Origin of the sequence: Marinomonas spartinae (genome assembly GCF_900089775.1) — a bacterium.
Lineage (GTDB): Bacteria > Pseudomonadota > Gammaproteobacteria > Pseudomonadales > Marinomonadaceae > Marinomonas > Marinomonas spartinae.
In genome coordinates this window covers 63,104-86,350 of record NZ_FLOB01000010.1, presented here as the reverse complement: position 1 = coordinate 86,350, position 23,247 = coordinate 63,104, and the positions used below count along the sequence as shown (strand labels likewise).

Genomic DNA, 23,247 nt, shown 5'->3' with positions numbered 1-23,247 from the left:
TTTTTCTGATGATGTGCTTTTTTAATTGTCTATGCAACCTAGTTTCTAAAAATAAGAGATATTAGGAATTGTAGTTCTCTAATAGACGAAAAAATAATGTTAAAAAGTCTAATATTTACTAAATAGCAGTCTATATTTCATGAATAGGAAGGAAAAAAGGGCATGATGGTTACCTGGGACTAGATGGGATCTTTAGTGGGTTTCACATTGGTAACTTTTTGGAAGAAGCATGCCTGTCCAAGTAGAGATCTTGGTTGAACTTATGACATAGTGAAAAGGTCTCAAATAACTGTTTTAAAATACTTTAAAACGAAGGAGGCATCTTTTGCGTAATGTACTATGTGTTGTAGTGGGCTTATTGGCTGGCTTAGCGAGCACATCGTCTTTTGCTCAGACTCAATACCCATTAAAAATAGAGAATTGTGGGTATGAACATACCTATTTTGAGCCCCCAAAGGCTGTGGTTTCAATTGGTCAAGATGTGACCGAAACCCTCTATCAGCTTGGAGTGTGGGATAAAATTGTTGGCACAAGTGTCTGGTTGAATGATGTGGTTCCACAATTTTCACAGATAGATAAAATCGTTCCGCGTTTATCGGATGATATACCGACTCTTGAGTCAATTTTACAAAAAAAACCGGATTTTATTGGTTCACAGTTTGAGTGGTATGTCGGGGAGAGTGGGGTAATAGGTTCTAGAGAGCTGTTTGCGTCCCATGGTATTGCCGCCTATGTGTTGCCAACAGATTGTGCTAATCACGACAATGCTGTGGGTATGAATGGCGCGCAGGTCTACATGTTTAATACCGAGTCCTTATATAAAGGCATTGAAGATCTCTCTAACATTTTTGATAAGCAGGAAAGAGGGGCCATGTTTATTGCTGAATTAAAAGAGAGAGAAGCGAATGCGATTGCACGAGCGAAAAAGGATGAATTAAATAATGTATCTGCGGTGTTTTGGTACTCTAGTCCCAATCTTGATGGCCCGGCTTATGTCGCTGGGCGAACTAGCCCTGCTGGTTACATCTTGAATGCTTTAGGGATAGACAATATTGTGCACTCTGATGAGGAATGGCCTCTCATGGACTGGATCTCCATTTCTAGGGCGAACCCTTCCGTTATTGTGTTGGCGAAAATGAATCGCCGTCGTTGGGAAGCGGACGACTATAAAACGAAGATTGCGTTTCTTAAACGTCACCCGTACACGCGCAATATGACCGCGGTGAAAGAAAACCGCTTTGTTATTATGGATGCCTTAGCAATGAGAGCGTCAACTCGCTTGTTTGATGGTTTGGAACAAATGTCTATTGCTTTAGATGCAGTGAAAGATCGCCTTAGGGGAGGCGAAAAATAGTTGATATAACGGCTGCGTTTTTATTATTTCGTATATGACGATAAATTGTTTCTTAAAATATCATAATCAAACTCACTTCAGATTTTCGTTATAATTTAACTTATTGAATTTTATATTAAATTATAAAAATACGTTCATTTTCTTATTTTTATTGTTTTCTATTGGGCTTTTAAGTGAAATTTGCTTCTATACATTTTGCCATAAAGCGCCATTATACAGTGATTCTTCAATCATCACTTTATGTTAGGGCATTTTAATAATAACGCCCTAGGAGCCTGTATGAAGGTTAACTTTTTTGTCACCTGTTTATGTGACACTGTCAAAGCTAACGTCGCGAAGCGTACGGTTGCCTTATTAGAGCAGCTAGGTTGCGATGTAATGTTTCCTGAGGCCCAAAGTTGCTGTGGCCAGCCATCTGTTAACAGTGGCTACGTAGAAAGTAGCAAGCCTGCTATGAAGTCGTTCATTCGTGCCTTCGAGTGTAATGATTACCCCATTGTTACTCCTGCAGGTTCTTGCGCAGCCATGGTTAAGGCCTATCCCGAATACTTAAAAAATGAGCCTGAATGGGCCAAGCGAGCGCAAGCTGTTGCCGATCGACTTTTTGAGTTAACCCAATTTGTGGTTCGTGAATTAGGGGTTGTACAGCTGGGAGCGAAGCTGGTTGGAACGGCTGTTTACCATCCTTCTTGTAGTTTAATTCGTAAGCTAGGGGTACGTGATGAACCTTTATCTTTATTGGCCGAGGTAGAAGGCCTAACTCTATTACCTATTGAGAATCAAGAAACCTGCTGCGGTTTTGGGGGAACCTTCTCTGTCAAAATGGGTGAGATCTCCGGAGAGATGGTAAAAGAAAAAGTGCGTCATATGAGTGAGGTGACACCCGATTATTTGATTGGTGCTGATATTAGTTGTCTGATGAACATAGGAGGGCGCCTTCATCGTGAAGGGAAGGTGATCAAGGTCATGCACATAGCCGAAGTGTTGACGAGCTGTTAGTTTATTTCGTTGTAAGGGGACAAACATGTCGATGAAAACCAGTCATGCGACGTTTAAAGAGCGCATTGATATTCAAATGCAAGATGGCTATATGCGCCAGTCTGTTGCCAATGCACAAGAGCGGATGTTTTCTAACCGTGCTAAAGCCGCCGACGCATTAGGTAATTGGGAGCAATGGCGAGAAATGGGAAAGGAGATTCGCCAGCATGTTTTGGAGAATCTTGATTACTATTTAGAGCAGCTGAGTGACAAGGTTGTGGAAAACGGTGGCCATGTGTTTTTTGCTCGAACAGCCGAAGAGGCTGCGGGTTATATTGAAGGCATCATCAAAGAAAAAAAGGCCAAAAAAATTGTAAAATCCAAATCCATGGTGACCGAAGAAATTGATCTGAATAAGGCCATTATAGCTCTTGGTTGTGAAGTGATTGAAACGGATCTTGGTGAGTATATTCTACAAGTAGATGATTGTGATCCGCCTTCCCATATTGTAGTGCCTGCGTTACATAAAAACCGTACTCAAATCCGTGATATTTTCAAAGAGAAAGTAGATTATCAAGGGACGAATGACCCAGAAGAGATGACGCGCTTTGTACGCCAGCATATTCGTCATGATTTTTTAGAAGCAGATATTGGTATTACTGGTTGTAACTTTGCCGTGGCAGAAACGGGCACGGTTAGTTTAGTGACGAATGAAGGCAATGCTCGATTGGCCACCAGTCTGCCAAAAACGCATATTGCAGTGATGGGGATGGAGCGTCTAGTACCGACCTTTGAAGAGCTGGATATAGTGGTTAGCTTGTTATGCCGAAGTGCGGTGGGGTTACCCCTAACCGGTTACGTGACGGCGTTGACGGGCCCAAGGGAAGGTGATCAATGTGATGGACCCGAGGAATTCCACTTGGTGATAGTTGATAATGGTCGCTCCACTATTTTGGGCTCTGAATTTAAAGATATTCTACGTTGTATAAGGTGTGCGGCGTGTGTGAACACTTGCCCAGCCTATCGCCACATTGGTGGTCAATCTTATGGTTCCATTTATTCAGGTCCTGTTGGGGCTGTTTTGTCACCGCTCTTGGGTGGCTATGAGGATTTTAAAGAGTTGCCTTATGCTTGTAGTTTATGCCAGTCCTGCAACGACGTTTGTCCTGTAAAAATCCCCCTATCTGATTTATTGCTTAAGCACCGTAAAGTGATGGCAGAAAGTAAATTAACACCCCTTGGTGAACGCGCAGCAGCGAGGGCTTTTAACTATGTGAATGCGCGTCCAGCATTGTGGAGTAAAACGGTTAAAGTGGGGGCTAAAGTGGCCAATGCCGCGATAAAAGACGGGAAAATGCTTTTTAATGCAGGGCCCTTAAAAGATTGGACGGACTCGCGCGATCTGCCTCAACCTGATGGTGAGTCTTTCCGTAGTTGGTTTAAAAACCGAAAACAAACAACAGTGGAACAGCAGAAAAATGAGGCAGGAGACCGTCATGACTAATCAGGAGCGATTACAGCACCGTACCGCTTTTTTGGATAATATTGCTAAGGTATTAGATCGGCCTAGACGCACGCAAGCACCGGTTCGACCTGCTTTTAAATATCGTTGTCATCAAGAGGTTATGGCAGGATGGTCGCCAGATCAACTAAGAGATCACTTGGTAGATTACACCAAAAATGCATTGGGTGCTGAGGCTATTGTTACAACTAAGGCTAAGTTGAGTCAGGTGTTGTTTGAGGTTTGTCATGCTTATCAACAAAATAAATCGTTTAATGGCGGCAACGATGTTGTGTTATCCGCTGATGTACGATTGCTAGCTGATGTGGATATTAACCAGCTTACTCAAGCGGGATTAAGTTCATATGTATGGGATTCATCCCTTGGATACGACGCCAATATCCGTGTTTGTGAACGCGCTAAGGTAGGGGTTGTATTTGCAGAACAAGCCTTAGCAGAATCTGGCACCATGGTGCTCTATAGTCAGGCTGTACAGGGACGAGCGATTAGTTTATTGCCTGAGGCATCGGTGTTTGTCGTACCCAAAAGTGCCATTATGCCAAGATTAACTCAGGCGACAGCTCTGCTGTCCGAGAAAGCCAAAGCTGGCGAGCGAATGCCTTCCTGTATCAATTTTATTTCTGGACCCAGCTCGACGGCGGATATAGAGTTAATTAAAGTAGTTGGGGTGCATGGTCCCATTTTTGCCACCTACATTATTCTGGATGACCAATAATCATTTGATAATAAACACTCTAAAACGGCTAATAAAAGAGTATCTTTCGCATGCCCGCAATAGACGATTTAATCCTGTTTACTCAAGTCATTGAACACGGTTCTTTTAGTAGAGTTGCTGAGTTAAATGGCATTACCAAATCCGTAGTGAGCAAACGCATCAGCAAGTTGGAAAAAGAGTTGGGTGTGCAATTGCTGTATCGTACCACTCGGAAATTATCTCTTACTGAGGCGGGAGAAGTACTTAATCGTCGAGCGAAGAACCTTAATCAAGTGGCACAATCGGCGTTTGATGCGATTACAGGTTACAGTGAATCCATGTCGGGGCATATACGGATGTCGGTACCAACCATTTCAGGTGAACTGTTATTGGCTGATGTCGTTTCCGATTTCTGTAATCGCCATCCTGGATTAACAGTGGATATGTCCATGGACAATCACTTTGTGGATCTTGTTGCGGATAATTATGATTTGGTTATCCGAACGGGGTATCTGGAAGATTCCAGCTTAATTGCTCGACATATATTCAATTCCCGTTGGGTGATTTGTGCGTCGCCTGCTTATCTTGATCGCAACGGTATTCCCCAGACGCCAGTGGCGTTATCAAGGCATAACTGCCTAGGCTATACCCATCAAAGTACGGGTACATTTGATTGGCAGTTTTCTCATGACAATCGACTTTACACTCATAAAGTGTCGGGAAATTTCGCCTCTAATAATGCTGCCGCATTAAAAAAAGCTGTACTAGCTGGTAACGGAGTTGCCTATTTTCCAACTTGTCTTGTCTATGACGAATTACAAAAGGGTGAACTTATCGAAATACTAGCAGGTCATGTTGGTAAAGTGGTGGGTATCTATGCTGTCTACCCTTTCACCCGGACACCTTCTAAACGCATACAGGCGTTAATAGAGCATATTCGAGAAGGCTATTTAGCTATGAAGGAGCGCTTCTAACCGCGAACTTTATCCTCTTTGATTAGAGGGAAATCGATTTTGCCCAACGAGGCGAAGCTAGTTTCTTGGGATTTCTCTTCTTATTTGTCTCCAAGCACTTAACTTTTTCCTTTTTCCTGACTTTTTAGTGGCTTGTTAGTCCTGCTGCTGACCTTATCATGATGATAACAGGGTTGTGTTTATCAACCGATTTAATTGTTATACAAAGAGGGCTGTGCCATGAGTGATGATGCAAAACGTTTAATCGATAACTTGTTTGAACGTATTTCCGAAGCAGAAAAACAAACTGGCGAGCGGGATAAGGACGCTGAAGCTCACATCAATAAACACCTTGTCAATAATCCATCTGCACCTTATTACATGGCGCAAACCATTATTATGCAAGAAGCTGGACTAAAACAGTTAAAAGCAAAAGTCGAAGCATTGGAAAAAGAAGCAGCTAGTAAACCAAGCTCCGGTGGATTTTTATCGGGCTTATTTGGTGGTGGCAGTCAAAATACCAATAATGAACAAGCGCGTCGACAAGCTAGTTCTGGACCTGGTTGGGGTGGAAATGCGCAACAAGCAGGAGCAGGCTATGGTGCAGGGTCGGCTTATGGCCAACAAGCCAACTACCAAGGAAATGGTCAAAGAGGGCCCGCAGCTGGTGGTATGTTTGGCGGTGGCGGCGGTAGCAGCTTTTTAGGCGGTGCTTTAAAAACAGCCGCAGGCGTGGCAGGTGGCTTAGTTGTAGGGAATATGTTGATGGATATGTTTAGTCATCATTCGCAAACTGAGATGGTCGATATTATTAATGAAACGCCTACTCAAGATATGGGGCAAGCAGGCTTTGATGATAATGGTATGGATCAGGGGGGCTTTGCTGACAATGGTATGGATCAGGGAGGTTTTGCTGATAGTGGCATGGATCAAGGGGGCTTTGGGCAAGCAGGCTTTGACCAAGGTGGTATGGACCCCGATGGGTTTAATTCAAACTTAGGGGGAGGGTTTGACCAAGGTGGCTTTGGCGATGCTGGTGGTTTTGACGACTTTGGCGGGGATTTTGATGATTATAGTTAAACTCAAGGGTAGAGTGATGTACCGATCCTAGAGAAAATATCTTGCGCCGTGCTTTTCTTGCTTCTAGTCTCTTAATAGTGATTAAAGATGATATGAAGAGGGTGCGATAAGGATGGAGTCGGTATGAAAGAGAAGGGCTGTTTAGTATTTTTCTGTGGAAAAATGGGCGCAGGCAAGTCAACGCAAGCCAAACAAATGGCGGAGAAAAGAAATGCCGTTTTGTTGTCTGAAGATGTTTGGTTAGCAGAACTTTATCCGAATTTGATTCTCTCTTTTAAGGACTATTTAACCTACTCTGCACGGTTAAAACCCTTAATCAGAGAGCATGTTCAAAACATTCTTTCCACCGGAACGAATGTTGTCATGGATTTTCCTGCTAATACGGTAGTGCAACGTAAGTGGTTTTTAAGCTTGGTTGCAGCAATCAATGCGCCGCATGAATTCTTTTATTTAGAGGTCAGTGATGAGCAATGCTTAAAGCGCATTGCGCAACGACGTAAAGAAGAACCGACACGAGCGGCGTTTGATACTGAATCGGTTTTCCATCAAGTGACCAAATATTTTGAAGTGCCGACTCTAGAAGAGGGATTGAACTGGCGGGATTAGCTATAAAGCCTGACATTGTCTTCTGTCGGGCTTTATTTGCTTATAAGTCTTCTAAAGCAGTTTGTAATAGCTGTAAATAGTGGATCGACAGTCTAAAAAATGATTATGATGGCATTTTAACGGTACGCAGGTAGGGCAAAATAGTATTAACTTCACCAAATTTTTCTTTTGCCTGTTCATCATTTAAAGATAAAGCAACTATAACATCTTGGCCTGCCACCCAATTTGCAGGCGTTGCAATCGGCACACCATAGCTCGATTGTAGCGCATCTAGTGCTCGCAAAATCTCGGCAAAATTACGACCAACTGACATTGGATATGTCATGGATAGTTGTAATTTTTTGTCTGGACTAATGATAAACACGACGCGAACACTGGCAGAATTTGCTGCGGTTCTGCCGTCTGGAAGGTAAGCCTCAGCAGGTAACATATCCAATGCTTTAGATACTTCTAAGGATTCATCCGCAATAATAGGGAAGCTTGGCTTTGCACCAGAGAAAGACTCGATGTCTGCTTTCCATTCTTTGTGTTCTGCGATGCCATCAACAGACAAGCCAATCACTTTTGTACCACGCTTTTCCCACTCTGAAGACAACTGAGCTACTGCTCCAAACTCTGTAGTACAGACTGGTGTGAAGTCTTTAGGGTGACTAAACAATATTGCCCAACTGTTACCTATCCAATCATGTAGCTTAAAAGTACCTTGATCCGTTTCAAGTTCTAGATTTGGAACGGTATCGTTAATGCGTAAAGACATTAGGTTCTCCTTAATATCGGTTGAAGTACGAAACAAGCCCCAAGCTTGTGTTAGATATATTAGGACGCCCTAATATTTACTTCTATATATAATTATCTACTAAGCTTATAAATAAAAGCTATATATGATTCAAAAAAGGCTTTAGGAGGAATAGTTGTGGGGGATTGTTTAGGTTGTTGGTTACAGGCCAATGATCGGAATATGAAATAAAGAACAGCTATTGATCAGGCTAGAATGTCAGTGGGTGTAATCTACTACTATTTTTACTGTGATGATCATAAAAGAAAAAGGTCTGAGTATGGTGGTGAGCCTGAGGGTGTTGACGGTGGGGAAAGGTTCTTTTTTAGTCTAAAAGTGGGGTGCTAAAAAATGAATAATGTTCATTTATTGTCTGGATTTTGTTCAGTTGTGACGATTTAATGAAACTTTGGCTCTTATCCTTAATATATCCACGATTTACTAAGGCAAAAATGAACTGCTGTTTAAGTTTTCTCTATTGCTAAGAATTGATGCTTCTAGCAAGACTTTTTTGAAAGTTTCTCCAGATTATTTTGCAATAAAAAACGTCATGCCTTTTGTATTTGAAGCATACCCTTCCGCCGTTGTCTGCGATGTTATTAAAACTCTTTATAATATTTTTGCCTTTTTCTTGCTATTTTATTGTTTTTTAAGAATATTTTTTGTTTGTGTCTACTTGCTTTAGCAGCACATAAGGGTGTTAAAGAGAGAATGTTCGTCCTAGTTGCTATGAATCCTTTGCATAGATTGAATGTAAGTATTTCAATTACAAAGAAACCGTCAAGATATGTGTTTATTTGAAGATGTAATGGTGTGCTTAACATGACAGTTACTTGAGGTAGGTCAAAAAAAAATGTACTACTGAACGTTGTGCTTGTTGTGAAATTTCTTTCCTCTTTGAGCTTTCGAGGGGGCTTTCACTCCAAAAAATTACTAATGATTACAAAAAGGATATCACTTCAGTACTTTGTCACTTCCGTCTATAGATGCTTCAACCACTGAAGAGCCTGTAAACATAGCAATGGCGGTGTACCGAAACATGTGGATGAATCCACTTTTATAAAATAAACAGATACAAATCACTGGGGGTAACTATGAGTAAAGCGAATACAAATCATTTGGGGGCAGGGTTGTCAAACCGACAAGTTTCCATGATTTCAATTGCAGGCATTATTGGGGCGGGTCTATTTGTTGGCTCTGCCAATGCCATTGCAACCACAGGGCCTGCTATTCTAATTTCCTATGCGATGACAGGGGTACTCGTACTGCTTGTGATGCGTATGCTGGGTGAAATGGCGGTGTCTAATCCCGACTCTGGGTCTTTCTCGACGTACGCATCTCGTGCCATTGGTCCATGGGCTGGCTTTACAATCGGTTGGTTATATTGGTGGTTCTGGGTATTGGTTATACCTGTTGAAGCCATTGCTGGGGCGAATATTCTGCATACTTGGTTCCAAAACATTCCTTCTTGGGAGTTTGCGGTAGGGATTATGGTGATTTTGACACTATCAAACCTATGGGATGTAAAAAGCTTTGGTGAATTTGAGTTTTGGTTTGCTCTGATTAAAGTAGTCGCGATCATCGCGTTTATTATTATCGGTGGCATGGCTATCTTTGGTGTATGGCCATTAGCTAAGGACGTTAGTGGTGTGGCGAACCTATACTCCCATGGTGGTTTTATGCCAAAAGGGTTTGGCACCGTGCTTGCTGGTGTATTAGTGACAATCTTTTCTTTTTTTGGTGCGGAAATAGTGACCATTGCTGCGGCGGAATCCAAAAATCCAGGAGACAAAATTCGCCAAGCAACAAAATTAGTTGTGTATCGAATTGCACTTTTCTATCTCTTATCTATCTTCGTTGTTGTGTCTTTGGTTGCTTGGAATGACCCCGCATTAAAATCAGGCTCTTTCCAGTTTGTGCTTAGCTCTCTTCATTTACCTCATGCGAAATTGTTGGTTGATATTGTCGTATTGACTGCGGTATGTAGCTGTATGAATTCAGGTTTATATACCGCTTCTCGTATGTTTTATTCGTTGGCTTGTCGTGGTGATGCGCCTGCGGTAGGGAGAATACTTTCTATTACTGGAGTGCCTCGTGTGGCGGTTATTGCCTCAACACTTGCGGGTTTTGTTGGTTGTTTTGCAAGCTATGTGTTCCCTGGTGAAGTGTTTAGCTTCCTTTTATCGACCACGGGGGCCATCGCTCTTGTCGTCTATTTGGTCATTGCCGTATCTCAGTTAAGAATGCGTAACGCACTAGAAAAAGAAGGAAAATCGCCGGAGTTTAAAATGTGGCTCTTTCCGGGGTTAACCTGGTTAACCATTGGTATTATTGTGGTGGTTTTGGGTTATATGTGTATTTCTCCAGACTACCGACCAGAAACCTTTGCGACCGTTGGTGTAACCGCGATTATGTTAATATTTAGCTTTATCGTTACTGGTAAACGTTCTACTAACAGTAACTTAGTGACTGAGTAGACACGATGGTTAATGCTGTCGTTTTACTCATATAAGCTGAGTGATAACTATGTTTTGAAAAAGCGCGATGACTTCATCGTGCTTTTTTTTGTACGTTATATTTAAGTTAGATCTCTACAAGACAAACCGCTAAACTACGACCTCATTTGGTTACTTTTAGAGTGACATTGAAATCGGCAAACAAATATAGTGATACGCTAGTGATGTTTAGGATGTGAGATGAGAGTCGCAGTAGTCGTTAATTCTTTAAAATTGGGCGGTATGGAGCGGGTGGCTTGCAGTTTGACCGATGCGTTTGCAAAACAAGGCCATGATGCCCATCTTATCTATTTAAAAAACCGTCAGATTGAGGTTACTCCCAGTCATTCTAATACGACCATGCATTTATTTGATTTAAAAAAATGGGTGTTACTGAGTGGTATTGGACTCATATGGCTAGTGATCTGTCGCTTGTTGAATGTGGTATTTCGTAAGACGTTTTCTATGTTTTTTGCCTATGCGGAGGCGGTGGCTTTTGCTTATAAGCTAAATCGACTGGAAAAACGCATTGGCCGTTTTGATCTGATTGTATTTCGAGGACATGGAACCTTTAGTCATGTTTGGCCTTTGCAAGATAAACGCTTTGTGTTTGTCTGTGAAAGCACACAAAACAAAGCACATTTTGGTGCGTATTCTAAGCGCATCTTCACCTTATTGTTTTCTCATCGTCGCATGGTATGTGTATCGGATGGGGCGCGTGAGTCTTTTATGGACTTGATTGAGTCCTTCCAAATCCCTTGTCAGAGCATTCATACGATTACCAATCCAAACGATTATGACAAAATTCGTCAGGAAGCGGCGTGTCTAGTTGATAGTGTGGAATATCATAAAAAACCTTATATTTTAGGGCTAGGACGTCTGGTGCCGGGCAAGAACTTTCCGTTATTGATTGAGGCGTACCATTACGCTCGTCAACACTATGGCATACAGCATGATTTGGTGATTGTTGGGGAAGGGCGCGAGCGTGAAAAAATCAAACAGACCATCAAGCAGTTTGATTTAGAAGATTATGTTTTTTTAAAAGGACAACAAAACAACCCGTTCCCTTGGTATCAGCAAGCGGATCTTTTTGTATTAAGCTCAACAAGTGAAGGTTTAGGAATGGTGCTGATTGAGGCGCTGGCTTGTGGCACATCCGTAGTAGCGACAAATTGCCCTGGTGGCGTGGGCGATATCATGCAGGGCAAGTTAAAAAACTTTTTGGCGCAGCAAACTCCGGACTCCTTAGCTGAAAAGATTGCCTTGGCGCTACAAGAGGATACCTCTCCTGAACTGACGGCAGACATTGCCAAAGCATTACAACAGTTTGATGAAGCACACATTGTTGAACAATATATCCAAGCCTACTTCGCGACAGAGAATACCCTGTAACGCGATGAGAGGATTACACCGATACGAGTTAACTATGAAGAAAACGGATTATCAATACGCTTTACAGCCTGATTGGCAAAGTGAGGTGATACTGGAAAACACCCAATCGAAACATCAACACTGCGTCACTATTAATTTAGCGGATGGCGCAGGCTTTAGTGAGTTAAATATTGAGGATTTCACTTGGCTATTGGCGTTTTCTTATCAATCTACTCATAAGAAAACGCAAGGTTCTATTGCGATTGTTGAGTCGAATGATTCAGTGGTGTCGGTTTTCAATACTCAGTATTTTGAGTCGGGTGAAGAGGGGACTCGTTATCTTAATTTGAGTGGGATGTTGAACAATAACGCCAAGTCGGTGGCCACCTTGGTATTTAAACATTGCCGTTTGCCTAATTATGGAAAACTATTGGCATTTAAAAAACCGGATTTTAGCGATGGACCCATTTTAATCCTAGCGCCTCATGCCGATGATGCTGAGTTAGCCGCTTATGGTTTTTATCGTGATTTTGCCAAATCAACTTGGATAACAACCATTAACGCTGGGCAAAATGTTCAGAAACTGGAGAAGCAGTATATTCCTAGTTTGGACGACAATATGCGTGCAGCGGTTGCCCGTAAAGCGGCCATTAGAGCGTGGAACAGTATGACGACGCCACTGCTAGCAGGTGTTCCGTTAGAACAGCTATCCTCTCTTGGCTACTTTGGGCTAACTAAAAATGCGCTTTATAATGCAACAAAGGAGGTTCAAAAGGATCCAATATTGGCGGAATTAACACCGCAAGTGAGTCGCCAGTGGAATCGTATCTTCTTACCAAATGATTTGCCGAATAAGAGTTCTGGGGAGGCGCTGGTAATGGATTTAGCCAGCTTGTTAGAGCAAATCAAACCCACCACTGTATTGGTGACGGAGCCGGAAATCGACCCTCATCCAGAGCATGTTATGTCTGCTCATGCCTTGGCGTTGGCGATTCATGAGAGCACACATACACCTGAGCGGGTATTGATGTATGTGAATCACCTTCGTCACATAAAGACATTTCCTTACGGCCCTGAACACGCCAAAACTGCTTTACCGCCTTGGTTTGACGAAACCTCTGTCTTTGGAACGTTTTCATGTTATAGCCATCAGTTGGATATCGCGGCGCAAAAAGAAAAAGTCGTCTCTTTTGATACAATGCATGACCTAAGAAGTAAGCCCCGAGTCGGAAAAATGCTGAAAAGGTGGTGGAACAAAAAGGTATTGAAGAATGGTTACCAATACTACGGTGAGCACGTGTACTTTCAAACTCATATTAAGTCGAATGAAGTATTTACTCTGGTCGATGGTAGCGTGTTTAGTGATGCTTTGATTGGTAAAGCATCACTGGATAAGGCTATATAGTTTTCAATGAGCTGTGATTTTTAACTGACTTAGCAATCTGTTTAGGGGGGGATGTTTATATTGGCAAGCTTATCTTGACCTGCAAGCCTCCCAGAGAGCTTTTTGATGCGCTAATCGTGCCATTGTGTTGGGTGATAGCGTTTTTGCATATTGCTAGTCCTAAGCCCGTGCCGCCACTATGTCTGTCTCTGGCAGTGGATACACGATAAAACGGGCGAAATATTGCGCTTAACTCCTCTTCAGGTACGCCTTCACCATCGTCTTCTACCAAGACCTGTAACGAGCTTCCTTGTTCGTGAATGGAAATATGGATAGCGTGATGGCTATAGTAAATAGCGTTGCGTACAAGGTTTTCTAATGCACTGATGAGTAATGCTGGATAACAACGGATACGGTAGCTTGGAATAGGTGTAAAGGTCAGCTGTTTTCCCAATTGTTCAGCTTCGAATTGCGCATCGTCCAGCATCGCTTCCCACAAGCTGTCTAGAGAGTGTTCCTCCCAATGATTATGACTATTTACTTGTTGTTGAGAGAGTTCTAATAGTCTTGCAATCATGATTTCGAGGCGCTGAGCCTCAGTATCGATACGAGCTAGCTCATGACTCTTTCCTTGTTTTCGAATAGCAATGGCTTGTGCCATGCGCAGTCGAGTCAGCGGGGAGCGTAGTTCATGAGAAATATCAGAAAGCAGGCGCTGCTGTCGGCTGATCATGTCATTTACCGCCTCAACCATTTTGTTAAAACTGGCCCCAGCTTGACGAAATTCCGAACTGCCTCTTTCTAAAGTTGGATCCACTTCAAATTCCCCTCTAGCAACTCGTTGTGCCGCTTTTTCTAGGCGACGAGCTGGTTGGCTAAGAGCCCAAGCGAACCATAATAATAAAGGGGTACTAACGACCATGACCGCAAGCAGGAGTTGTAATGGATGATCAAACAAACGTAGTAATAAGGGAGGTGGACGGTGCCACTCTTGGCCAACATACAGCAGGTAGTCATTGCCTGCCAGATGGATGGACAGCGGACCAGATAACATCAATCGACCATAGAGCTTTTGTTGCGGGTTACTTGGGCTATCCATCGAGGTAATAAAATTGCGTAGAGCACGAAAAATAAAATCTGGCCCTTTAATGGGAGACAAAACTAAACCGTTCATATTCGTTATAAATACAATAGACTTTTCTTTAAGCGGTTCTGGCTTTTTGACAAGCTTGGGATCAGGTCCTGCGTCTTGTAGGCCGTCACGCATTGGGGGCGGCGGTGGATGTCGAGGGGGCTTTGGCTGGATTTTAAGGAGAATTTTACTGATATCCGTTTGTGCGGCAAAGCGTTTCTCTAAGCGTTGTTTGATAGCTTGAAGATGTTTTAGTCGTTCTTTGTCGATATGATGACTTTTTCGAGGGTCGAAATGAGGTAAAGATAATACCGCAAGCAATACCAATAGCATGGTAAACCAAAAAATGGCAAAAATTCGACCATAAAGGTTGGTGATTTTCGGTAAACGAATCATTCTGCCACCAGCAGGTAACCACGCCCGCGTAATGTTTTAATGCGAGGTTTGTTGTCGACAGAGTCAGGCAATTTTTTGCGCAAGTTAGAAACGTGCATATCGATGGCACGATCGAATACGGCAAGCCGTTTCCCTAATACTTCAAAGCTAAGGGATTCTTTGGTGACGACTTGCCCTGGGTGTAATAGGAAATAATGCAATAAAGCGAACTCTGTGCCAGTGAGGTCGATCAGCTCTTGTTTGTGGTACGCTTCTAGTTTTCCAGGATAAATGACAAGGTCGTCGTATTCGATTCTATCTTGGTGGACTTTGCTGGTTTTTTCTTTGTCACTTTTGCCATTGGCACGACGTAAAATGGCTCGGATACGAGCAAGTAATTCTCGCTCACTGAAGGGCTTGGGCAAATAATCGTCTGCTCCTAATTCCAACCCTATCACCCGGTCTATTTCATCGCCCTTGGCGGTTAACATAAGAACGGGGATTTCCCATTGCTCTCGTATTTTTTTGAGCGTATCAAAGCCATTAAGTTTGGGCATCATAACATCCAGCAGAATCATATCGATCGACTCATTTATGAGTGCTATCCCTTCCTCTCCATCATAAGCGCTGGTGACGGTAAAATGTTCAAAAGCTAATAACTCTTTAAGCAGATCGCTTAACTCTGTATCGTCATCAATGATTAAAATGTGCGGCATTGTTATTCCTTGAAAAATAATGAGCCAAGAACAATAGGATGACTCGTATTTTACTGTTAAATGTACCAATAGGTGATGGTTTTACGTAGCTTTACCTTCGTTATACGTCACTTTACTTATCAAATTCTATGCTATTCCCATGCGCTGACTTGCAGCGTGATCAACTGAATCATTTATAGTGAGGATTAGGATATGATAAAGCTAACGAAAAAGCTGATACTGACGACGGTAGCATTACCTTTCATTTTAACTTCTGTGAGTGTATTGGCTGAGGGTGAGGGCCCTGTTGCTCCTAGCCCTGATACTGCTCAATCTCCTAGTCCTGTTCCTCCTGATGCCGCCCCTCCTGCCCCCAATGCAGCTTCTCCAAGTCCTGTTTCCCCTGGGGTTGTTTCTCCTAGACTTGAACCAAGTAAGCATGGTCCTAAACCACCTTCAATGGGAGTGTGTCGGCCAGGTATGGGGCCTGACAGGCTGATAGCGTTTGCTCCTCACATGATGAGAGAGCTCCACCTCAGTGAGGCTCAAAGAGAGAAACTGAAAGCACTTCGACGGGCTGATATGAAAGAAATGAGAGCCGCCGAAATTGCGCATGAAAAGCGTCTCAACCGCCTATTGAATGCAGATAAGTTTAATAAAGTGGCAGCAAGGAAAGTTGTGACTGAAATGGATAACGCACGTATTAGTCATCAAGTTGCTACATTAGAAAGACAATACAAAATACTTCATATATTGACGCCGCAACAAAAGGCGGAATATATGAAGCTTAAAAGAGAGCAAAGACATCAATGTGAGGAAAAAATGCATCATCGTTTGGTAAAAGAACATAGGAAGCCTGTCTATTAGTTGATACTTGTTCACAATCAATATGACTTATTTGATGGTAAAAAGCCGCTGTCCAGTTTCACTGGCAGCGGCTTTTTGTTTAATCGCGATGGGATTATCGATAAGAACAGTGTTGGCTCAAATCTTAAAGCGGTCTGTTAGGGCTTTTAATTGATGGCTTAGGGTTCTTAGGTTGGTAACTGCTTGAACAGACTCAAGTGCTCCTTCGTTGGTTTTATCCGCCAGTTCTCGAACATTTTCAATGCTTCGGCTGATTTCTTCAGAAACATGAGATTGCTCTTCAGCGGCCGTTGCTATTTGTTGGTTCATATCTTGAACGTGTCCTACTTGTTCATTAATGTTTTTGAATAGGGTTAGAACACCTTTGGCTTTTTCCGCATTTTCCATCGACATGTCGCGACTACTCATCATTCTGGTTAGGGAGTCTTGTGCGCCATTTTGTAGTTCAATGATCAAATCTTCGATCTCTTTTGCGGAGTCTTGTGTTCGGCTTGCTAGCCCGCGTACCTCATCTGCAACCACCGCAAAACCACGGCCAGCTTCCCCTGCTCGAGCCGCTTCAATCGCAGCGTTTAGGGCGAGTAGGTTGGTTTGTTCGGCTACTGTTTTGATGACTTCAAGTACATTGCCAACGTTATCGGTACGGGATTTTAATTGTTCCATCGCTTGACTGGTCACATTTAAATCTTCCGCTAAAGACTCAATGAGTGTTACCGCGCCATTGATCATGGTATTACCTTGCCCGACGATATCATTGGCTTTTGTGGTAGCTCCTGCAGCAGTTTCAGTATTACGTGCAACCTCGGCGACAGTAGAGGACATTTCATTGATGGCTGTGGCCACCTGATCTGTTTCATCCCGTTGTGATTGCATCATGGATTGCCCTTGCTTCGAAATGCCTTCCAATTGTTCACTGGTTGAGCTTAAGTTCATCACACCTGAGACGATCTCGGAGATTAAGCTGTTTAGGGTTTTACTCATATCGCCAATATGATTTAACAGTTTGCCAAGCTCGTCCCGTCGTTCAGTGTGAAGCTGCTGAGTGAAATCCCCGCTGGAGATTTTTTCGACTGCTTGAATCACCGTATTCATAGGTTTGGTGATCATGTGGCGGATTAATAGCGCAAAAAAGATACCAATGAGAATGGCAATGACGGTGACGGCAATCACTAAGCCGTTGATTTCAGAACCATCTGCTTTGCTCTTTTCCTCTTGTAGATGAGTGATTGCATCAATATTGTTATTCATGCTTTTGGATAGGGTCAATAATTTGTCTTTGACGGAGTAAAGTGAGGACGCAATCTCCGGATTACTTTTGCCCATTTCATCGTATTGATTAAGTAGTGTTAATATTTGTTGCTGATGGCTTTGCAGGTTGTCAGGTAGCGATAATGCTTTTGTTTTGTTGATAACGGCGTTTAGCCTTGATGTCACTTCATCTACAGGAATAGGTTGTCCTTTCGCGATAAGGTTATTGATCATAGACGTTAAGGAATAGAGGTTGTTTTCAATGGTTAGTACTTCTAACGCATTGTTCTGATCATTGCTGTTTTTAAGCGCCTGTGCAATAAGGTTATATTGGCTATAAACATTAGTAAGAATATTTTTCGCTTGCTTATCAACGTCATCCCATTTTTTACGGGCCTCAGCAAGTGGCGTTAGTGTCTTTTCGTAATCCGCTATGCTCTGGCTGGTTTTCTGGATCAGTTCTAATACATCTGGGCCATTATAGAGCTGTTTTGATTTGGCTAATTTGTCACTAAGTTGTCGAGTGAGATCCATCAGCTTGGCTTTGTCAGTCTCAGAGCCGGAAGTAACAAAGTGCTCGCGAGCGACCTGCATATCAACAATATTATGATCCAACTCATTGGATAACCGAACTTTGTCTGCTCGGCTGAGTAATGAACTCACACCATACATACTTGTTATACCCACAATAAGAGTCAGTATCAGTACGGAGCCAAAACCTAATGCTAGTTTGGTTCCAATTAATCGGTTTTCTAAAAAATTCATCATCTGGCGATTCCTTAGCAGACGCTGTTGAACTGAGGGTGTCTAGTAAAAGATTAATGACTAATAAGTCCATCTTATTTTGATTGTTGATATAGACAAATATAAAGATAGGAAACTGTCTTTGATAGCACAACCATTAAGCAACGTTTTAAAATATCCTAAGCGGAACGGCACACAGTCTACACTACTTATCTTTATCAATGTGAAGGCTACTGTAACAGAAAGCTATCTCCGGCATAATGTTCACTCTATGTTAACTGGCTTTTTGTTTTTTTAGTTGAGGTGAATTCATCGATTAAACGCGCTAGGCTCCTTATTCCGTTTTCTCGTTCGTGTGGTTTTAATTGACTATAGTTGATTCGTAAGCAATTACGGTATTTACCTGTAGATGAAAAAATAGGGCCGGGTGCCAAGCTAATACCATGCTCGCGACAGGTTTTGACCAACTCTAAGCAATCTATCGGTAGATTGAGTTCTACCCAAAGAACAAAGCTTCCGCTAGGAAAACTCACTCTGGTGCCTTTTGGCAGGTAGGTGTTAATGGCGGTGAGCATATGATCTCGTTGTTGTTCATAGTGTTGCCGCATTTGTCTAATGTGTTTGTCATAGCCTCCCAGACGAATAAATTTGGCGATGGCTAATTGTGGCAAAGTCGGGCACATAGAGCTGCTGACGTATTTGATATGGGTTACTTTGTCCCGATAGCGGCCCGGGGCCATCCAGCCAACGCGCATGCCTGGTGCAATGGTTTTAGAGAAAGAGGAGCACATTAATACGCGCCCATCGCTATCAAACGATTTTATTGTCTTCGGACGAGGGAATTGATAAGAAATATCCCCATAGATGTCATCCTCAATAATGGTGATATCATAACTTTGAGCCAGTTTAAATAGGCGTTTTTTTTGCTCCTCAGGCATGGTATAGCCCATAGGATTGTTGCAGGTAGGCGTGGCTAAAATTGCTTTAATTGGCCATTGGTCTAAGGCCAGTTCCAATGCTTCTAGGCTAATACCTGTTTCTGGGTGAGTGGGGATTTCCATGACTTTTAGTCCAGCGGCCTTAATGGCCTGCATGGCACCATAAAAGCCTGGTGATTCAATAGCAATGATATCGCCAGGCTCGGCAACGGCTCTTAGGCAGACTGAGAGTGCTTCTTGGCAGCCTGAGGTAATAACCAAGTCATCAGGATGAAGTTGGCATCCAGAGGCAACGGTGAGACGACAAATTTGTTCGCGTAACTCGATCGTCCCCCGCACATCGCCATAACCTAGTCCTAACTGTGGGTGCTGTTTTGATAAATCCGCTAATGTTTTAAGCAAGGGTTTAAGGGTAGGGGCTTGCATATTAGGCATGGCATGTTGCAGTTGTATACCAAGCTTCTCACTACGAATCATCAGCATATTGAGCACTTCTTCCCATTGTGAGACTTCTAATGGGCGTTGAGGTGGTCGCGAAATAGTGGGCAAATTATCGTGTTGATAAGGCTGACTAACAAAGTAGCCTGATTTAGGACGAGCTTCTACCAATCTCTCTTGTTCTAGCTGGCGATAGGCTTCTTGTACGGTTGAGATGCTGACACTGTATTCTTGTGCTAATTGACGAACCGAAGGCAGTCTGTCGCCTATTTGGTAAAAGCCATGTTTAATATGCTCCCCTAGTCTTAGCGCTAAATCTTGATACAGTGTCATGATCGATTTTCCTTTACTTTAAAGTGCTTCATTTTATTAGAAATGAATATATTCCCACTGTAACCATACAGATTGGTGCTTTCTTCGCCATACAGGCGGTTTTCTCGATGATCTGTATGGTGAAAAATGTCTATTTTTACCTCTGTTATGGTTTTTGTCTTCCCTTTAATCTGATGCCTTAGGTTAGTTGGCTAAGAAGGAGAAGGGTAATGTTGGTGATTGCGCTATTAGCTCATATAAAACAGTGTGTACAAAGTTATCGGACACGCAAGGACTTATTGGTCTTAACAGCTGATGAACTCAAGGATGTCGGTATCTGTGAAGAGGAGAAAATAAAACAGGCTGCTAAAGCGACTCTATTAGGAATAGGGAAGGAGGTGCTGATGTTTAAGTGCACTAGCAAACCGCTTGATAAAAAAGCGCATGGAGACGTCTAATGCTGAATTTTTCTTTTTTTCTGGGCGTAGCGGTATTTGCTTTTGTTATGTCTGTTACGCCAGGTCCAAATAATATGATGTTATTGTCCTCAGGAGCACAATTTGGCTTTCGTCGAACCTTGCCGCATATGTTAGGGATTATTCTTGGCATGGCGTCTTTATTGTTGGCTATTTTGCTGGGGCTTGGCTCGTTGTTTATACTCTACCCTCCACTTTACAGTGTCTTAAAATGGGTGGGTGGGGCATATTTGCTTTGGCTTGCATGGAAAATTGCGAATGCTCCAACGGACAAGATGGCAGAGCAAAAGCCAAGCTTAGTCTCGCCGAGTCAACACAGCGGCCTGCAACCTAGGAGTGCCGATAAGCAAATAATGCCAATGCGCTGGTGGCAGGCCTCCTTATTTCAGTATGTGAACCCTAAAGCTTGGATGATGTCTATTGGCTGTGTCAGCTCGTTTTCTCTAGCGGGCGATCTGTATGTTCAGTCTGGCTTTTGGATTATTATATTGTTTGCGTGTATGGGGTTTCCTGCAATTACAATATGGGTGTTAGCGGGAGAGGCCATTCGCCGAAAACTAACGAGTGTAAAGCGTCAACGTCTATTTAATATTGTCATGGGCGTACTGACTGCTTCGACCTTGTTATTAATAATCAAAGGCTAGTACTGTTTTTGCGGATGGCAGTCTACTGTTAGTCGTTATGGAGGCTCGTATACAATAGTAGATCTGGTAAGTGTTTAGTGAGGTGATTTTTCCCTCTATGATAGGACAATCAATAAGGCTGAGTAACGCGTGAGTGAGTGGTATATCTACATCATTAGAACTCGTTTAAATACCCTCTATACTGGTATTACCACCGATGTGGAAAGGCGCTTTCATGAGCATTCAGAGCAGGGCACAACGGGGGCGAAATACCTTAAAGGAAAAGGGCCTTTGGAACTTGTTTGGCATCAACTGGCTGACTCGAAGAGGGACGCCGCAAGGCTTGAGTATCGTGTCAAAAAACTTAAGAAATATCAGAAATTACAATTGATTAGCGGTCAGATCGATTTACATTCTTTACGAGAATAAGCAGGTTTTTGACTTGTCTTTCGGGTCATTTGCTCCTAGCATTACTTGGTTAGCAAAGACAGATTAAGTCGTGACTTGTAAAGGGAGACAAGGGTACATGATTCGCCAGATTGACCATATCGTGTTAACCGTTGCTGATATTGAGAAATCCGTCGCCTTTTACGAAAAAGTGTTGAAAATGAAGCCTGTTACTTTTGCTAATGGCCGTCGAGCTATGCATTTTGGGCAGCAAAAAATAAACTTTCAACGCGTCGGCGATGAGTTACGTAATCATGCTCTTGAGGGCTCTGGCGATCTGTGTTTGATAGCTGATTGCTCCCTAAATGAGGTCATCGCTCACCTTAATGCCTGCCAAGTGCCTATTCTTGAAGGCCCTGTCAGCAAAACGGGTGCTCAAGGTGAGATTCAATCTGTTTATTTCAATGATCTTGATAACAATCTTATTGAGGTGAGTGTCTATCCTAAGAGTCTCTCAGAGTAACTTAGTTAGTGTTATTGGGGGATTTTTTCTTGTTTAGAACCGCTTTTTTGTCTGCTTATTGCTATCATTGTTGTTTAATTTTGTTCCTCTCAAATGACCGTCAAGGATCCTTCTTCGGCTATGAAAACTATCTTAATTGCGAAACAAAACCTTGAGAAGACCTATTCTGGTGCTTGTCGTAGTGTGCATGAGGAAATCAAATATTTTCACTCTAAAGGCTGTGAAGTGCATACTATTTCTGAAAATGCCAATGTGGCGGATATTGAAAGCAGTGGAGGGATTCCTCATAAGTCTAAGCGGTTTTTTTGGCAGAAGAAATTTAGACGCAGAATGCAATTTAGCAATGAAGCTTTGAAGTTGGCGAAAAAGCTCAAAGTCGATTTGTTGATAGGTCAAGGGGACTTACAACAGCCAGATGTGCATTTTATTCATAACTGTGTGCATTTGGCATCCGAGAAAGTCCATGGCAAGCCCTTGGCGAAAGACGATGAGATGTATTTAACGCATACCCCCATTTTCCAAAATCATCAGTTTAAACATATTGTTGCCAACTCACATTTGGCCAAAAATGAATTGATGTCTCGTTTTTCGATACCAGAGCACGATATCTCTGTGATCTATCCGGCGATTGATGAAAACCAGTTTAGGCTATTACCCATTGAGGAGCGAAATGCGATTCGTGCTGATCTGGGCGTGAAAAGTGATGAGCTTCTGGTGGGTTTAGTGACCTCTGGAAACTTTAAAAAACGCGGTGTTGATCGATTCTTTGAGGCCATTAGTTTATTGCCAAAAGAGGTGGCCGAGAAAACGCATTTTGTCTTTGTTGGTAAAGATAAACTGTCCCCTGAATATCAAGCGATTCTAGACCGTTCACCCTATAAAGACAGAGTACGCCAACTGCCGATTATCAATAAGGTGGAGGGGTACTTTAATGCGTTGGATATATTTGTACTGCCAGCCAGAATTGAAGAGTTTGGGCGTGTTGTGGCTGAGGCGATGGCTTGTGGTGCCCCTGTGATCACGACGAAATGGGTGGGGGCGAGTGAGTTAATGAAAGCTGAGTCGGCTGAGTTTGTCTATGATGGTGAAAGCAACCAAACGCTTGCCAATTTGATGGATGCTTTACTCAGTGATAAAGCACTGCGAAAACGGGTCTCCCTAGCGAATCAAACTTCTGCCAAAGAAGTTTATGAATCTGCATTGGAAGAAAAATTTGATGCCGTTTTTGGCCCTTATATTGTCTAGTTCTCTGTTCACCAAGTATGCAATATAAGGCT

The 23,247-nt window shown here is 42.7% G+C and carries 21 protein-coding genes; 16 read left to right on the top strand and 5 right to left on the bottom strand.

All coding sequences use genetic code 11. From position 1 onward, the window contains the following. The first annotated feature begins 325 nt into the window (after positions 1-325). The 7 genes from MSP8886_RS17150 to MSP8886_RS17120 all read left to right on the top strand — a co-directional run bounded on the left by MSP8886_RS17150 (position 326) and on the right by MSP8886_RS17120 (position 7,187). Positions 326-1,354: an ABC transporter substrate-binding protein gene (locus MSP8886_RS17150; RefSeq protein ID WP_067018707.1), complete on the top strand. Its 1,029-nt coding sequence runs from the start codon at positions 326-328 to the stop codon at positions 1,352-1,354. 279 nt (positions 1,355-1,633) lie between these two features. Then, on the top strand, positions 1,634-2,353 hold the full coding sequence (locus tag MSP8886_RS17145; RefSeq protein ID WP_067018706.1) for a (Fe-S)-binding protein: 720 nt from the start codon (positions 1,634-1,636) through the stop codon (positions 2,351-2,353). Positions 2,354-2,378: 25 nt separating this feature from the next. Then, a complete protein-coding gene (locus MSP8886_RS17140) occupies positions 2,379-3,836 on the top strand; it encodes a LutB/LldF family L-lactate oxidation iron-sulfur protein (RefSeq protein ID WP_067018704.1) in 1,458 nt (485 codons plus the stop codon). After that, positions 3,829-4,569: a LutC/YkgG family protein gene (locus MSP8886_RS17135; RefSeq protein ID WP_067018702.1), complete on the top strand. Its 741-nt coding sequence runs from the start codon at positions 3,829-3,831 to the stop codon at positions 4,567-4,569. The genes MSP8886_RS17140 and MSP8886_RS17135 overlap by 8 nt, the downstream gene beginning before the upstream one ends. A 50-nt stretch (positions 4,570-4,619) precedes the next feature. After that, positions 4,620-5,522 (top strand): LysR family transcriptional regulator, encoded by a 903-nt coding sequence (locus tag MSP8886_RS17130; RefSeq protein ID WP_067018700.1) that lies wholly within the window; start codon positions 4,620-4,622, stop codon positions 5,520-5,522. A gap of 219 nt (positions 5,523-5,741) precedes the next feature. Then, positions 5,742-6,581 carry a DUF2076 domain-containing protein gene (locus MSP8886_RS17125; RefSeq protein ID WP_067018698.1) on the top strand — a complete coding sequence of 280 codons (840 nt, stop codon included), beginning with the start codon at positions 5,742-5,744 and terminating at the stop codon, positions 6,579-6,581. Between the two features lie 123 nt (positions 6,582-6,704). Beyond that, the gene (locus tag MSP8886_RS17120; protein WP_067018696.1) at positions 6,705-7,187 is read left to right on the top strand and encodes a P-loop nucleotide/nucleoside kinase family protein; all 483 of its coding nucleotides are present in this window, start codon (positions 6,705-6,707) and stop codon (positions 7,185-7,187) included. Positions 7,188-7,290: 103 nt separating this feature from the next. Here the strand turns inward: MSP8886_RS17120 and MSP8886_RS17115 are convergent, their stop codons facing one another. Continuing rightward, positions 7,291-7,944 (bottom strand): peroxiredoxin, encoded by a 654-nt coding sequence (locus MSP8886_RS17115; protein ID WP_067018694.1) that lies wholly within the window; start codon positions 7,942-7,944, stop codon positions 7,291-7,293. A gap of 1,112 nt (positions 7,945-9,056) precedes the next feature. On the opposite strand from MSP8886_RS17115, the gene MSP8886_RS17110 reads away from it, so the two are divergent. The 3 genes from MSP8886_RS17110 (at position 9,057) to MSP8886_RS17100 (ending at position 13,233) form a co-directional block, all read left to right on the top strand. Beyond that, the gene (locus tag MSP8886_RS17110) at positions 9,057-10,439 is read left to right on the top strand and encodes an amino acid permease (protein WP_067018690.1); all 1,383 of its coding nucleotides are present in this window, start codon (positions 9,057-9,059) and stop codon (positions 10,437-10,439) included. 219 nt (positions 10,440-10,658) lie between these two features. Continuing rightward, positions 10,659-11,849, top strand: coding sequence for a glycosyltransferase (locus tag MSP8886_RS17105; RefSeq protein WP_067018688.1), 1,191 nt, complete (start codon positions 10,659-10,661; stop codon positions 11,847-11,849). A gap of 34 nt (positions 11,850-11,883) precedes the next feature. Beyond that, positions 11,884-13,233 carry a PIG-L deacetylase family protein gene (locus tag MSP8886_RS17100; RefSeq protein ID WP_067018685.1) on the top strand — a complete coding sequence of 450 codons (1,350 nt, stop codon included), beginning with the start codon at positions 11,884-11,886 and terminating at the stop codon, positions 13,231-13,233. Positions 13,234-13,288: 55 nt separating this feature from the next. Here MSP8886_RS17100 and cpxA read toward each other — a convergent pair whose 3' ends face one another. Next, positions 13,289-14,740 carry an envelope stress sensor histidine kinase CpxA gene (gene cpxA, locus MSP8886_RS17095; RefSeq protein WP_245659128.1) on the bottom strand — a complete coding sequence of 484 codons (1,452 nt, stop codon included), beginning with the start codon at positions 14,738-14,740 and terminating at the stop codon, positions 13,289-13,291. Continuing rightward, complete coding sequence (locus tag MSP8886_RS17090; protein WP_067018683.1) at positions 14,737-15,435, bottom strand: response regulator; 699 nt, start codon at positions 15,433-15,435, stop codon at positions 14,737-14,739. Before MSP8886_RS17090 ends, cpxA begins: the two co-directional genes overlap by 4 nt. Positions 15,436-15,627: 192 nt before the next feature. Between MSP8886_RS17090 and MSP8886_RS17085 the strand changes: the two genes are divergently transcribed. Further along, positions 15,628-16,281 carry a Spy/CpxP family protein refolding chaperone gene (locus MSP8886_RS17085; protein WP_067018681.1) on the top strand — a complete coding sequence of 218 codons (654 nt, stop codon included), beginning with the start codon at positions 15,628-15,630 and terminating at the stop codon, positions 16,279-16,281. 117 nt (positions 16,282-16,398) lie between these two features. Here MSP8886_RS17085 and MSP8886_RS17080 read toward each other — a convergent pair whose 3' ends face one another. After that, positions 16,399-18,297, bottom strand: a complete 1,899-nt coding sequence (locus MSP8886_RS17080; protein ID WP_067018679.1) for a HAMP domain-containing methyl-accepting chemotaxis protein — start codon at positions 18,295-18,297, stop codon at positions 16,399-16,401. 245 nt (positions 18,298-18,542) lie between these two features. After that, positions 18,543-19,982 carry an aminotransferase-like domain-containing protein gene (locus tag MSP8886_RS17075; protein ID WP_067018677.1) on the bottom strand — a complete coding sequence of 480 codons (1,440 nt, stop codon included), beginning with the start codon at positions 19,980-19,982 and terminating at the stop codon, positions 18,543-18,545. A 209-nt stretch (positions 19,983-20,191) separates the two neighbouring features. On the opposite strand from MSP8886_RS17075, the gene MSP8886_RS17070 reads away from it, so the two are divergent. The 5 genes from MSP8886_RS17070 to MSP8886_RS17050 all read left to right on the top strand — a co-directional run bounded on the left by MSP8886_RS17070 (position 20,192) and on the right by MSP8886_RS17050 (position 23,215). Continuing rightward, the gene (locus tag MSP8886_RS17070; RefSeq protein WP_067018675.1) at positions 20,192-20,419 is read left to right on the top strand and encodes a DUF1127 domain-containing protein; all 228 of its coding nucleotides are present in this window, start codon (positions 20,192-20,194) and stop codon (positions 20,417-20,419) included. Then, the gene (locus MSP8886_RS17065; RefSeq protein ID WP_067018674.1) at positions 20,419-21,081 is read left to right on the top strand and encodes a LysE family translocator; all 663 of its coding nucleotides are present in this window, start codon (positions 20,419-20,421) and stop codon (positions 21,079-21,081) included. Before MSP8886_RS17070 ends, MSP8886_RS17065 begins: the two co-directional genes overlap by 1 nt. Before the next feature lie 129 nt (positions 21,082-21,210). After that, positions 21,211-21,489 (top strand): GIY-YIG nuclease family protein, encoded by a 279-nt coding sequence (locus MSP8886_RS17060; RefSeq protein ID WP_067018672.1) that lies wholly within the window; start codon positions 21,211-21,213, stop codon positions 21,487-21,489. Between the two features lie 97 nt (positions 21,490-21,586). Further along, complete coding sequence (locus MSP8886_RS17055) at positions 21,587-21,970, top strand: VOC family protein (RefSeq protein WP_067018670.1); 384 nt, start codon at positions 21,587-21,589, stop codon at positions 21,968-21,970. Positions 21,971-22,090: 120 nt separating this feature from the next. Next, positions 22,091-23,215, top strand: a complete 1,125-nt coding sequence (locus tag MSP8886_RS17050) for a glycosyltransferase family 4 protein (protein WP_067018668.1) — start codon at positions 22,091-22,093, stop codon at positions 23,213-23,215. The last annotated feature ends 32 nt before the right edge of the window (positions 23,216-23,247 follow it).